At 50.4% G+C, this 13,650-nt stretch carries 12 protein-coding genes; 6 read left to right on the forward strand and 6 right to left on the reverse strand.

The window, feature by feature from the left end; translation table 11 throughout:
• Positions 1-119: 119 nt before the first annotated feature.
• On the reverse strand, positions 120-698 hold the full coding sequence (locus ACNRUY_RS23250; RefSeq protein ID WP_488114053.1) for a DUF4136 domain-containing protein: 579 nt from the start codon (positions 696-698) through the stop codon (positions 120-122).
• 196 nt (positions 699-894) lie between these two features.
• Here ACNRUY_RS23250 and arsC point away from each other — a divergent pair, with 196 nt between their 5' ends.
• Complete coding sequence (gene arsC, locus ACNRUY_RS23255; protein WP_488114054.1) at positions 895-1,242, forward strand: arsenate reductase (glutaredoxin); 348 nt, start codon at positions 895-897, stop codon at positions 1,240-1,242.
• A gap of 74 nt (positions 1,243-1,316) precedes the next feature.
• A complete protein-coding gene (locus tag ACNRUY_RS23260; protein WP_488114055.1) occupies positions 1,317-1,724 on the forward strand; it encodes a DUF2069 domain-containing protein in 408 nt (135 codons plus the stop codon).
• On the opposite strand, the gene ACNRUY_RS23265 is transcribed toward ACNRUY_RS23260, so the two are convergent.
• From ACNRUY_RS23265 to ACNRUY_RS23285, 5 genes are all read right to left on the reverse strand, one after another.
• Entirely contained in the window at positions 1,704-3,821 is a 2,118-nt protein-coding gene (locus ACNRUY_RS23265) for a DUF748 domain-containing protein (RefSeq protein WP_488114056.1), read from the reverse strand. The two genes, ACNRUY_RS23260 and ACNRUY_RS23265, sit on opposite strands and share 21 nt — an antisense overlap.
• Before the next feature lie 60 nt (positions 3,822-3,881).
• Positions 3,882-4,598 (reverse strand): DnaA regulatory inactivator Hda, encoded by a 717-nt coding sequence (gene hda, locus ACNRUY_RS23270; protein WP_488114057.1) that lies wholly within the window; start codon positions 4,596-4,598, stop codon positions 3,882-3,884.
• Between the two features lie 251 nt (positions 4,599-4,849).
• On the reverse strand, positions 4,850-5,953 hold the full coding sequence (locus tag ACNRUY_RS23275) for an AI-2E family transporter (protein WP_488114058.1): 1,104 nt from the start codon (positions 5,951-5,953) through the stop codon (positions 4,850-4,852).
• Positions 5,954-5,980: 27 nt separating this feature from the next.
• Positions 5,981-6,535, reverse strand: a complete 555-nt coding sequence (locus ACNRUY_RS23280; RefSeq protein ID WP_488114059.1) for a CDP-alcohol phosphatidyltransferase family protein — start codon at positions 6,533-6,535, stop codon at positions 5,981-5,983.
• A 103-nt stretch (positions 6,536-6,638) separates the two neighbouring features.
• Positions 6,639-7,820 (reverse strand): DUF2066 domain-containing protein, encoded by a 1,182-nt coding sequence (locus ACNRUY_RS23285; RefSeq protein ID WP_488114060.1) that lies wholly within the window; start codon positions 7,818-7,820, stop codon positions 6,639-6,641.
• 259 nt (positions 7,821-8,079) lie between these two features.
• On the opposite strand from ACNRUY_RS23285, the gene purM reads away from it, so the two are divergent.
• The 4 genes from purM to ACNRUY_RS23305 all read left to right on the forward strand — a co-directional run bounded on the left by purM (position 8,080) and on the right by ACNRUY_RS23305 (position 13,335).
• Positions 8,080-9,132 (forward strand): phosphoribosylformylglycinamidine cyclo-ligase, encoded by a 1,053-nt coding sequence (gene purM, locus ACNRUY_RS23290; RefSeq protein WP_488114061.1) that lies wholly within the window; start codon positions 8,080-8,082, stop codon positions 9,130-9,132.
• A 260-nt stretch (positions 9,133-9,392) separates the two neighbouring features.
• The gene (purN, locus tag ACNRUY_RS23295) at positions 9,393-10,055 is read left to right on the forward strand and encodes a phosphoribosylglycinamide formyltransferase (protein ID WP_488114062.1); all 663 of its coding nucleotides are present in this window, start codon (positions 9,393-9,395) and stop codon (positions 10,053-10,055) included.
• Entirely contained in the window at positions 10,052-10,894 is an 843-nt protein-coding gene (locus tag ACNRUY_RS23300) for a DUF3108 domain-containing protein (RefSeq protein WP_488114063.1), read from the forward strand. Before purN ends, ACNRUY_RS23300 begins: the two co-directional genes overlap by 4 nt.
• A 341-nt stretch (positions 10,895-11,235) precedes the next feature.
• Positions 11,236-13,335, forward strand: coding sequence for a hypothetical protein (locus ACNRUY_RS23305; protein WP_488114064.1), 2,100 nt, complete (start codon positions 11,236-11,238; stop codon positions 13,333-13,335).
• Positions 13,336-13,650: the final 315 nt, after the last annotated feature.

Below are 13,650 nucleotides of genomic sequence, written 5' to 3' on the forward strand. Positions count from 1 at the left end.
TGATTAGTATGAATCATAAGGGTTACCTTTTTACGATTTAGATTTCAGTGATTTCACCCTCTATCTAAATCGGTAACCCTTCCCTTTTTTGAAGAGGGAATTGTCAGATCAGATCTGAACTAATGCAATTTAACCGGCCTGGGAAACCCTTCAAGAATTTTTGATACGGCCTCATTGATCCTTGCGGTTCTCTCCTGGGGTGAAAGGTTATCCTTGATTCTGGCTTTCGAGCGACCTCTCCAGATCACCTTTTTCGTGACTGGATCAACCACATCAATAATCAAAGTACCTTCCTCGTACTCCTGAACTCTTGTGTCGGTGCTTAGCCCAAGTCCCCAGGGGCTAAAACCATAACCAAACGAGGTGGTCACCTGATGCTCTTCACGACGGGTTTTAGTGTTGGTCAGGTAGTTCACCAGAAAATCGGCTTCGGCACTCGAAGATGGATCCAGCTTCTGATAACCCCGTAATGCAAAAGTCCGATCCACCGCATCATGGACCCGCTGATCCATCAGCGCATCAAACTGATAACCCATTTTCTGCAGGTCTTCCTTTTTTTCCATCCAGCGGTAGGACTTGAGGCTCTCCACAGGACGCCCCGGATCATAGTCCCAATCCACCTTCTGGGAGGCACAGCCACCAAGAGCAATGGCGATAAAGAGAATCACTGCCGTTCGGTATGAAGTTAGTAAGGTCATCCTGTATAGGCCCTGTGCTGACGTTATTCAACAGTCTGATTTGAATGAAAATGCACCTTATATACCCTATAAAGGGTGCCCTATTTTACCGGCCTTGCCGATCTCTATTACAAAAAATTTGCAGTCAACTCCCCAGGGTTGATAGGCTTTCGCGGTGATCAAACACAACCAATAAACAATAACCCGGAAGCCCCTTATGAGCGTGACCATCTACCACAACCCCCGTTGTTCCAAATCCAGGCAAACTCTGTCTCTGCTTGAAGAACAGGGTGTCTCCCCGGAAGTGGTGCTTTACCTGGAAACACCTCCCAATGCCAGCCAGCTGAAATCTTTACTGAAAATGCTGGGCATCAGTGCACGGGAACTGCTGCGTAAAGGTGAACAGGAGTACAAAGATAACAACCTCAAGGATGATTCCCTGTCCGAAGAACAACTTGTCGACGCCATGTGCCAGCACCCCCGACTGATTGAGCGCCCCATTGTCGTCAATAATGGCAAAGCCCGTATTGGTCGCCCACCGGAATCGGTTCTGGAAATCCTGTAAAGCAGGCATCACAACGAAAGCCATGATAAACAGTTTGCTTCCCTGTTTTCAGAAGACTAAAAAGGTAACACGGGATGACAGAAAGAAAGGGGTCGATAGCGACCTTAAAAAGCAAGGCCAGAGTCAGCTATCGCATCAGCACAGCGCTTTACTTTGGCCTGATGGCCACCCTGATGGCAGAAACCTGGTGGCTCAATCCTCCTCAGGGTTCCCTGGCGGGCATTTCACTGATCCAGTTGCTTCCCCTGCTGCTTCCCGTGGTCGGGCTGGTTAAACAAAGCCCCCGGGCCGCATCATGGCTCTGTTTTATTCTCTGTTTTTACTTTATCAGCGGAGTACTGGATGCCTGGTTTCGCCCAGAGCAACCTCAGGGCTGGTTAATCACGGGCTTCAGTAGCCTGCTGTTTATCAGTGCAATGATGTTTATCCGCTGGCAGGCCAAAGCCATCAATCTTCAACAATCACCTCAGTTCCAACAGTGAGCGGGGAACATCCATAGGGGCAAAATGATCCTGGGAGGCAGCAATAACCGCCACCCGGGACCCATCGATGCCCACTTCCACCAACTGTCGCTTAATCAAGGTTTCCCTTTGCTGCCTCAGCCCCTCAAGCTGCCCTGACTCACGGGGCCAGTGACTCAACAGCCACTGTTCAGCATTTTGAACTCGCTGCTCCGGTGTCTTCTGCCCCACTTCAGGAATCTTCTGTTTCTGGGTAGCCAGGTACATCTGCTCCACCAGCTGGTCACGTGTCGCTTTTGGGATAACGACCTGTTCAGAAATATTTTTCTCCGAAACCTGCCCGGAACCATCACCGCCCTCCCCTTCAGACTGAATCGCAGAGTACAACTCAATCAGTGAACGCTCCAGCTCTACCCGGGACAGCACGGGCCAATCTGTGGACTCAGAAACGCCCACTGCCAGGGTAAACGACAGTTTCGGCCTCTGCTCCATAACGTTTTTCAGTAACCTGAGATTGGCCAGAGACTCACCGGTTAATTCCGCTTTGCCTGGCTGGTGCTCCAGAAAAGGCTTCAACGGAGTGACCGTCAACCTGGATAGATAGCTGAAAGGTGCTTCAAGAATGGCATTCAGCCTTTTTTCCACACCTTTACGTATGACGGCTCCAACCTCTCCTTTTCCAGGAACGGTTTTAAACGACAGCTCAGCATTCCCCCTGGAATCCGTCAGTAACCCTTCCAGCCTGGATAACGGCTCTTTCCCTTTCCCGGTGGGTGATGAAGAGCGTCCAGGCTGCCACTGGTGAATGGTTAATTTGCCGAGGCGCTCCGGATTGCTGTAGGTCAGGTCAATGTCAGAACCGGCAATGCTGAACCCAGGTAACGGCTTAATAGAGCCCGCCATCACCTGATCCAGCTTCACTCCTTTCAACTCAATTCGAAACTGGTCACCGAAGAGGCTTTCTGCCCCGGCTGCTGAACCCTGACCTGATAACTTGACCGTTCCGTCGTTTACTGTTCGACCTGCCACCTGATAATGATAAACGTCGCCGGTTTTCTCCAACTCAACCCTGGCACCGTCGAGTGTCCATTTCTCTCCTTTTGCCGGAAGCTCCAACTGGCTGTCATCCATAGTCAGACCGCTCACAGAAACCGGCAAAAGACCCGCCACTCTTACCAGGGATTCCGTTACTCTCTTTCTGTCAGGTTCCATCAGCTCCAAAGTAACACCGGACAGAGCCAGAGCAACCACCGGTCGAGCTTCCTTTTGAGCCCCCTCCCAATGAGAAGCATTGAAGTCAAAGTCCTTCACCTGCCAGCTTTTCCAGCTCATATTGACGGCCGGTTCCTTGATAAACCCCTTCTCACCAGCGATCGCTCCATGAAGACGAAGACCCGCCTCTGAAGACCACTGCACGGCCAGCTGCGCATTTAATTCTCCTTCAACCTGAACGTCTGAAGGTAAGCCTCCGGGTGCTTGATTCACGACGTCTGCCAGAGGCAGGCCATCAACTTCCAGTGTCCCCTGGATACCTTTTTCTGCTTCGGAGCCTGCTTCAGAAATCCGACCATCAAAAGACCAGGAAAGGCCTCCCTTACGCTCTATATGAATCAGCGTTTTGCCATCAGAAGCACGATTTAAGGACAAAAGAGAAAACGGCTGGCTGAATGGGCGTCCTTTTACCTTAAAAACCCCCTCCACAATGGTAACGGAGCTAAACCCTTTGAGCTTAAAAGACGGAGGTGAAACCAACCCAACCCTGTCAGGATCAGCAAGAATCTGGGCATCGAAGAGTTCAATGCCACTGATCGACTCCGGCAACCGGCCCAACCACGGATCAAACCAGCGCCGGTAATGAAGATTCAGGCTCAGTTGCTTTGCCGTCACTTCAAGGCCATTACCACTGCCATGAATTCCATTCAAAGTGACCTGGCGCCTCATCCAGTCGTAGTCAGCGCGATCAGGACCAAGACTTAAACCGGTTTGCTGCTCTATAGCTGCCAGCACCCGCTCTGACAACTGGCTGGAGAACACCCAGCCCAGAACAATAGACGCCGATAAGAAAAGGAAGATAATCCCAAAGCAGAGCTGGCTGGCAGAAACCCGTCTGGCCATCATGTAGAATTCTCTTATTGAAAGCAGCTTATTTAAAGACGCTTATTGAGGGAGTGTTGATCACTACCAGCCCATCACTTCTTTGACAAAGGGTATAGTCAGTTTCCGTTTGGCCCTGAGCGATGCACTGTCGAGTTTCTGCAACATACGAAACAGGTAGCCCATATCCCTGGAGCCTCGATGAATGATAAAGCGGGCTACTTCTTCACTGAGGTCGAGCCCTCTGAGATGAGCGCGCAGTTGCAAAGCTCCGACTTTCTCCCGGTCATTTAACGGATGCACCTGAAACACCAGCCCCCAGCCAAGCCTGGAAACCAGGTCCTGAAGCTCAATACCGAGAGCCCGGGGAGGGTTATCTGCCGCCACCAGGAAACGGGTATGGGAATCCCGCAGGCGGTTAAAAAGATCAAAGAGGGCCTCTTCCCACTCATGAACACCCGCCACTTCACCGATATCGTCCAGGCAAACCAGCTGCAACCGTTCCATCCCTTCCAGCAATTTTGGAGAGTAATGAACCAGCTCTTTCATGGGAAGGTAAATACTGCGGCCATGGCGCCGGTCAACCTGATGGCAGGCAGCCTGTAATAAATGACTGCAGCCGACTCCCCTGGCACCATAAAGAAACACAAATTGTTCGGAGTCCATGCCCGGAACATCACGTTCCATATCCAGAAGGTTAACCAGCGTCTCATTGCCCCCACTGAAATAGTTGGCAAATGTGGCGTCGTCCCTTAACTGGACACTGAGCGGCAGTTGCACAGGCAAACTCATAATGGACATCGAATCCGTAAAGATAACGAGAATTCACTTCCCTTTATAACAACAACAGGGAGAACAGCTACATCAAGGGTATCAAGAACAACCGCTGTGACATCACACTGAGCAACAGCATCTGGCACCCTTACCACCCCCTTCGACAAACTTACAAGAGTCGGGAACACAATAAAACCGGCTGATGATTGACCAATATTGATCGAAGTCAACAGACACACACATAGTCCAGACATTTTCTCACTGAATCGCGCTCACTGTCAGTTTTTTTCTCCAGTGCCTCCGGCCCGATAAAGGTCACTGGCCTTGTAGTTCCGGTTAAGGTGGCGCAAGAGTACCATAATTATCGCCGCCATGGGCAGGGCGACCAGCATCCCCACAAACCCGAACAGCTGCCCCCCGGCCATCAGCGCAAAAATAACCGCCACAGGGTGAAGACCAATACGATCCCCCACCAGAAGAGGGGTCAGCACCCACCCCTCCAGAACCTGCCCCACCACAAACACGGCCGCCACTAAAGCCAACCCGGTGTAGGTATCAAACTGGAACAGGGCCACCAGCACCGCTGCTGCAAACCCCACGGCAAATCCCATATAGGGAATGATGCTCACCAGTCCTGCCATCATGCCGATCAAGATGGCGAACTGCAGGCCGATCAGAGTTAACCCGGCACTGTACACAACCCCCAGCGCCAGCATCACCATCAATTGCCCCTTGAGAAAAGCCCCCAATACCTCATCACACTCTGAAGCCAGAGTGGATACCACAGGTTCAACATTTCTGGGAATCATCACCCTGACGTTCCCAAGCAACTTGTCCCAGTCCCGAAGCAGGTAAAACGTCACAACGGGAACCAGAAAAAGGTTCACCATAAACCCTATAAACGCGATTGAGGATCGGGACACGGAAACCCCAAGACTGGCCAGCAGACCTCCGGCCTTCTGCCACTGGCCCGCCAGCTTGCGGGAAAGCTCACTGAGGTCAAAAAGGGCAGGGTCAATATCAAACTGTTCCTGCAACAGAGGCAGAACATTGGATCGCCCCCAGGCCTCCCAGACCGGTAACAGTTGAAACACCGTTTTCACCTGCTGGACCAGCAAGGGCACTACCACAAAAAAAGCGGTAATAAGAACACCAAAGATGGTCAGAAAAACAATGGCAACGGACAATCCCCGGGAAATCCCCCAGGACTCCAGACGATCCGCCAGGGGGTCTCCCAGATAAGCCAGCACCATACTGACCACAAAGGGCGTCAGCACGGGCCCAAGAAAGTGCACCATGCCCACGGCCACAAGTACAATGCCCACCAGCATGTATCGCTGCTGCATTGTCATGCTAACGCCGTTTTCCGAATCAGATTCCACTCTACACTCCCGGAATGCCTTCCATAACTAATGAAAATGCCGCCACCCTTTTCTGCTCCAGTCAGCCACATAATGTAAGCCACTGCCCAGAGTGAATAACGCAACCAGGGGCTGAAGAAAGACCACAGGTTCACTGACCTCGAGAGCCATGGAGATCATAGCCGTCAAAACCAGTGTCAACTGAAACAGCGTACACAACTTCCCCAGCCGAGAAGGCTGAAAATCCAACCTTCCCACCACAGAACGGTACGCCATTGCCCCCACCATAATAAGGCAATCCCTCCCGGCTACCAGCAAAGTCAGCCAGAAAGGAATCAAGTCAATAAAAGACAGGGAAAGAAAGGCAGACACCAGCAGAACTTTATCCGCCAGAGGGTCCAGCATGGAACCAACCCGGGTTTCCCATCCGTATCGCCGGGCAAGAAAGCCGTCCAGGCCATCAGAAAGCGCAGCCAGAACAAACAGGGCAATCGCCACCAGCGGCTCCCGATATACAATGGCTATCACAATGGGCACTGACAGGGCGAGCCGCATAGCAGTCAGTAAATTTGGTAAATATTGCAGCTTCACGGCAACACTCAACCCTGGTTAGACCTTGCTTTGGTTCCAGTTTTTCTTCTGTTCTTAACCATCCACGCCAGACGTCATTTTATTACTTTACCGTGAAAAACCGTTTCCCATTCAATCAACGATTTACCCAGTGATAATAGAGCACCGCCTGATTCATTCCCGGGCTCAAGGAACCCGCTCCGGCCCCATTGACTGCTCGCAGGGTTCTTCCCAGGGCCAGAGCATCGGCCAGCTGGTTCACAGTACCATCAATCGCCAGCTCAAGCTCTAACCGGGGTCCTTTGATCTTGTGAACACTCACCGCTCGAACAGCAGTCAGTTTCGAAAGATACCGGGAAAGGGCGGCATAATCTTCAACCGTCGTCACATTATCCACCACCAGCAGGGCGGTGTTGTTCTCATCACTGGCACTGACTGCGTAATGACGGGAAAGGGTATCACCCACAAGATCAGAAGCTTTCAGGGCGATACCGGCTGAATCCAGGTTGTCGATAGAGGCAGGGTAACTCTGCCCCCTGAAAAGCAGTGTCAGACGCCCGGAGTAACGCTCCCCCACCTGCAGCAGACGCCCGGTCAGGATTGCATCTGAGCCGTATCGAGCGGATGCTGCGCGGATCTTGCCGCTGAAACCGCCCCAGACGTCAACCGATGAGATGGCGGTAGCGTCCTCAAAATCCATCAGTGGAAACACCACTGGCAGAGCCCTCCCCTGGAACACCTCCGTCACCACCTGGGGCAGTTCATCTCTGGTGTTCAAGAGTTCCCGCTGGCCACTGCGCTCAACCGCCAGCCACACCAAGGTAGCAGGCCGGTTCTGCCCCCAGATGGCCACTCCCGATGTCTGAAGCAGACGGTTCACCGCCTTCGAGTCAAAGGTGGCCTGAAGATACTGCTGGCGCCCTTCTGGTGTCTCATCCGTACGAAAGCCATACTCCCGGATATAGGACTCTGGCTTACCCAGGGCACTGCGAATACCGGTATTTGCCAGCACTTCCCGCTGACCCGACACTTTCACCAGCACCTCTGCCAGGGCCTGCCCCATGGCCTCGGACTGCTCTTTTTTCCCCTGGCCACTGACGGGAACATCCTGCCGATACAGCCCGGATACCTGGGCAGCATGACTCACGGAAGCCGACAGTGAAATGAAAAGCGTCAGCCAGCCCAGCAAAGCCCTAAACAGCCACCGCCGGGAAAGGCAGCCCACATTCGACCATGAAAAGCACCATGAAAAGGGCTCCATAGCCTGATAATGCTGCATTTTCATAGTAAAAGAACGTCGGCTGACAACCACAGACATGCCAAGAACCCTGCGTATGTAAAACTTAAAAAAGAACATTCTGCCACAATATAGGCAAACTTGAATGGCCAACTTGCCGGTATTGTCTCTTTTTCTTTCCGGGTGAAGTCACCACTGCCAATAGGTTGATCGTAAATTATCACAAGCCGAGACTTTCCTTATCCTCCGTTCAGGCTAAAATAGCACCCTCTGATTATCCACCTTAATAGATTCTGCCAGACGCTTTCCCGAAACGCTGGCAACGAGCGGATTCATTTCAATGAGCACAACGGACTCCAGAACCTCTCTGAGTTACAAAGACGCCGGTGTTGATATCGACGCTGGCAATGCCCTGGTCGAGCGGATAAAACAGGTGGCCAGAGCAACATCCCGCCCCGAAGTCATGGGGGGACTGGGAGGTTTTGGCGCACTTTGCCAGCTCCCTTCCGGCTACCGGGAGCCCGTTCTGGTTTCAGGTACGGACGGTGTTGGCACCAAATTGAAACTGGCCATGGAACTGGGCATGCACGATGACATCGGCATTGACCTGGTGGCCATGTGTGTTAACGACCTGCTGGTCTGTGGCGCTGAGCCTCTGTTTTTCCTGGATTACTACGCCACCGGCAGCCTCAACGTCGATGTGGCCGAGCGGGTGGTCACCGGCATCGGCAAAGGGTGTGAACAATCAGGCTGTGCCCTGATTGGTGGTGAAACCGCCGAAATGCCCGGCATGTATCAGGGGGACGACTACGACCTGGCCGGCTTCTGCGTTGGGGTTGTGGAAAAGTCTGACATTATTGACGGCAGTAAAGTCGCCGCCGGCGATGTTCTGATTGGCCTGAAGTCCAGCGGCCCCCACTCCAATGGCTATTCCCTGGTACGGAAAGTGCTTGAAGTCTGTGGAACGGATCTCACCCAGAAGCTGGAAGGGAAGCCCCTGAAGGAACACTTGATGGCCCCCACCCGCATTTATGTAAAATCGCTCCTGCAGCTTCGTAAAGAAGCACCCATTCATGCCATGGCACATATTACCGGCGGAGGCCTTCCGGAAAATCTGCCCCGGGTGATCCCTGAAGGTTGCCGCGCGGTGATTGACACGGCCAGCTGGGAGATCCCCGCTGTCTTCCGTTTCCTCCAGGAGGCAGGCAACATTGATCCTTTTGAACTTTACCGAACCTTTAACTGCGGTGTTGGCATGGTGCTGTGCATCCCTGAACAGGCCAGTGAACAGGCCCTCAAACGCCTGGATGAGCTGGGTGAGGAGGCATTTGTCATGGGGCATATAGAAGCCGCTGCCGCAACCGGGGACAGTGAACAGGTCGTCTTTCAATAGGCCTTCAATAAAGGCCCTGCCTGAAAGGAACTTTTTCATTTCATGACCCTCTGACAAGGTGAGTCGCCCGCTGGCTCACCTTTGTTGTTAATAGAAGTCGATAACACCATGCCCCTGGCATAAGAAAACAGCGTCTCCCCCCATTAAGCAAGGGAGAAGCCATTGATTTTCACTACAGGAGTGCAGGTGTACACTGCTTACAGATCTCCCCATCGCAATTGTGCAAGAGGGGTGGATTAAAAAGAAGTCAGGAAAAAAGAGTGAGCGAAAAAAAACGCGTTGTCGTCCTGCTTTCCGGTAACGGCAGTAATCTCCAGGCACTACTGGATAAACAGTCTCATTATGCCTACGAGATTACCGGAGTGATCAGCAATACCCCGGATGCCTTTGGCCTGGAAAGAGCCCGGCAGCATAAAGTGGCTGCCATTGGCCTGGATCACAAGGTGTTTTCATCCAGAGAGGCCTTTGACCTCAGGCTGATCGAAGAAGTGGACCGCTTTGAACCGGATATTGTGGTTCTGGCGGGATACATGCGAATACTCTCCCCGGAGTTTGTAGCCCATTTCAACGGCCGACTGCTCAACATTCACCCTTCCCTGCTGCCCGCCTATAAAGGGTTGAATACCTATCAACGGGTACTTGCGGATCAACAGGAGCTCCACGGCTGTACGGTCCACTTTGTCACCCCGGAACTGGACAGCGGCGCCCAAATCATTCAGGCTTCTTTGAAGATAGAGCCGTACGATAATGAACAGAGCCTTCGCCAGAGAGTCCAGGCTATGGAGCACCAGATTTACCCTCTTGCCGTGCATCTGTTGGCCAGCGGTCGTTTAATTCAGCGGGATAACATTGCCTTGCTGGACGGCCACCCTCTGGATCCCGAAGGCTATCAAATGAAAGAACACGCTCTGGAGCTACCATGAATCGGCGGGCACTGTTTTTCACCACCACAACCTTGATGGCCGCTTTCCTGACTACACCGGCACTCCCGGCTGATGGTTCGCCTTCCTCAAAAACAGCGCCACACTCCCCAGAGCAAAAATCTTCACCGGGTAAAAAGCAGTTGCCCGCCAGGCAGCCGTCTCCGGAAATGCGCATCCTTAAACCCTTTACCGCCAGTTACAAAGCAGACATTAAAGGGCTGCCTTTTGGCGGAAGTGGCGAACGATCCCTGAAGCAGAACAGCGATGGCAGCTGGACTCTGTCGTTCAGTGCCGATGCCACCTTCCTTGGTTTGAAAGAAACCAGCCGGTTTATCCTGAAAGATCAGAGCCTGGTATCGGAAGAATACACCTATGAAAGAACCGGGATCGGTGGCAAGCCCCTGCGAAGGGCTCGTTTTGACTGGAAGAAAAAGGTTGTAAACTGGCAGCAGGAAGACCGGAAGTGGTCCATGGATCTTCCCCCCGGAGCCATTGACAATCTAGGCTATCAACTGCAACTCCGCATGGACCTGGCTCAAGGCAAAAAGCAGGTATTCAGTTACCACATTGCGGATGATGATGAAGTCTACCAGCGCGAATTCATTATTGAAGGAAATGAAGTTCTGGACACCGATGCCGGAAAACTGGAGACCGTCCGGGTTAAAATCAAGCGTGACACCGACAAAAGAGCCACCTGGATCTGGTTTGCCCGGAACTGGGACTACTTTCTGGTCAAGCTGCTTCAGAAAGAAGGGGGCACTGAATATACCGTTGAAATCCGGGAAGCCACTGTGGATGGAAAACCACTGACCAGTAAACAGGCATCTGGCAAACCCTGATCTTCAGGCAGGCGGTTGATCCGTCCACCGCTTGAGTAATGGCCCCAAAGCTCGTGCCTCAACCGTCATCGCACAACCCCTGTGTGCAAGGCATGCCATTTTTTTAAACCGAGCTTACCTTCCATCCAGAAGCTTTCATTCCTTCCTTCACTCAAGGCATTGACTTCTTTCATGCAGCTCCAGAAGAGTTGCGAAATCAAAATGGAACTTTATTCCAAACTTGCACTCATACCATGATGTACAAACGTATATTTGGTACCTGATAATCACTGGCATACAACTTATAGATTAATATTTTCCCCACTGCTTGGAATGTAGAAGACAACAACACAAGGTTAATTATGCCCAAAAAAAACATTAAGATTATAATTCAAGCTCTTTGTGCTTGCTTAATGGCAGCACCATTCTCTGCCAATACTTCAGAACCTGAGTATTTGGATTTTTTTGAGTTTAAAAGGATAATGGGGATTCTGGCTCCTGCGACCTCACGTTACTGCTCAAAAGAGCTTCCCTCTCCCCCTGAGAGGTCTCCAAAAGTTTTATTTGACATGAAATTTCGGAATCAACAACAGCTTGACACCTATAAACTCATGCTGGCAAACCTGAAGATTAATAACTCAACCGAAACTATAAATGATGCGCTGCTCTACACTAATAAGTTATCAGATGGCTTTGGTGACTATTCATACCTTCACAAAACAACACAACTTTTGAATAGAAATCTCCCAGCTTTAAAAATCGATGTCATGGCTGCCGTTAATGAACATGAAATCCCTACTTTAACCGATATGTTTCAGGGAACTTATAATCATTACTGGGCTATTCGAGACATAGATACCGACATAGATACCGACATAGATCCTGATGATAGCGCCCCTGTTTTCAACAATACATTTGAAATACAGAAAACATTAGAAGAAAGCGGATTTATTCTCTATATGGCGGCTTCACCCAGAACACTTTTCAAGGAGTTTCCCAGGATAAAAAACAATGCATTTTATATTGGGGAATTTCTATCCTATGACCGAGACCATCTCTGCACCTCCAATGACTGTCATCATCACCATTACCTTAACACGACCAATATGGCAATAGAAGAATTACTGATTTATGATGAGACCATGCTCGCATCCCCCTGGAAAAGGGACTTGAACAACGCCTGGGATCTCCAGCTATTCACTGAATACCTAGCATCATTTTCAGAAGCAGACTTTATAAATAAACCGGGATTTGTCAGCTTCCTGAAAAAACAGTTTTTTAAAGAAAACAGCAAAGTACAACAACATGGCATCTGTAGTCCAGCGACACATTTTACCTTCTGTGTACACGCCCCAAGATTTGGCGTTGGAGTTACTGACGTCGGTTTCATCTATGATTACGAGTTGGGCAAAAAGCCAGTGTATCGTTCAGAAGAGCTGGTTGAGACTACTACATCCTGGATTCAGGACCTTCAAACAGTTGAGCCAGAGGTGGCTGCAGCCATTGGTGGAAAAAATACACATTCTGAAAATATTCAGTCTATTACCCAGAGCGCAGATTATTATTTTGGTTACATGAAGCACCTGCCAGGGCAGATATCATTTATACAGTCACTGCTTTATGCCCACCCGGAAGACCCCTTAACTCTGATCATGCCCATCTCTCGAGAGGCCTTGTACGGTGAAGAAATGCAGCTGGGGTTGAGGCAGGCGCAGGTTGGAATGGTGAAGTACTGGGCGCCAGAAACAGACTGGATTGAGACTTCGATAGGTTCTGAAGGCGGCAAAACCGTAGTGATCATTAACCCATTTCCCCTGCCGAAGCGAGCCCTTGAAGCACTCATGTATTTTAGCCATGACATCATAGGAACAACTGGAGATCACAGCCTTTCCACTGTTATATCAATGGGCAAACTCCCTTTTCATGAGTGGCTGTTTCATCAGTATTTAGTGAGACCCAGACTGGTCAGCATGACAGATATACCAGTACTGAAGGAGTTCTATCGGGCATCAACGCCCCGTGTAATAGGGGAGAGTATTGCAACCATCGAAAAACACCCCGAGTGGATCAATGCATTTACCCAGAAGTTGCAAGAGGAATACGCCGCTAACGATCTGATCACCCACATTATCGATACCGGCACTGAACCGTCACAAAAAATAGTTCACTTGATTCGTTCCATCGACCAACTAGACCTCGCCAGTGAAGTTGAACAGGAAGCCTTCATAAACACCTTAAGCCAGGATCAATCTGAAATAGCTCGTCTACGACTGATATTCAATAGAATCAAGTATTTTGAAAATGGTGCAGATTATTGGCCATCCTGCCCTGCGAACATTGAAATCAGCACATCCTTAAGGGCTTACTTAAATCGACACTTTATAAAAATTCAGTCCCCTTACCTAAAACAGCTACTGGAAGAGGTGACCCGTGATTTCACTCACAAATATCTTGACCAGTAAAAAAAATATAGTACTCGGTATTTTCATGACGAGTTCCCTGATAATGGCGGGCAACAGTAATGGTGACACCATTCCAAAGTCTATTCATCAACTCTGGATCGGACAGGAACTGCCAGCCTATTTTGAATTAATCAGAAGTCAATTTATAAACCTTAACCCAGAATGGGAATACCATTTATGGAAAATACACCTGCATTAGTTCAGATCTGATCTGACAATTCCCTCTTCAAAAAAGGGAAGGGTTACCGATTTAGATAGAGGGTGAAATCACTGAAATCTAAATCGTAAAAAGGTAACCCTTATGATTCATACTAA

The organism is Endozoicomonas sp. Z74, assembly GCF_057680865.1.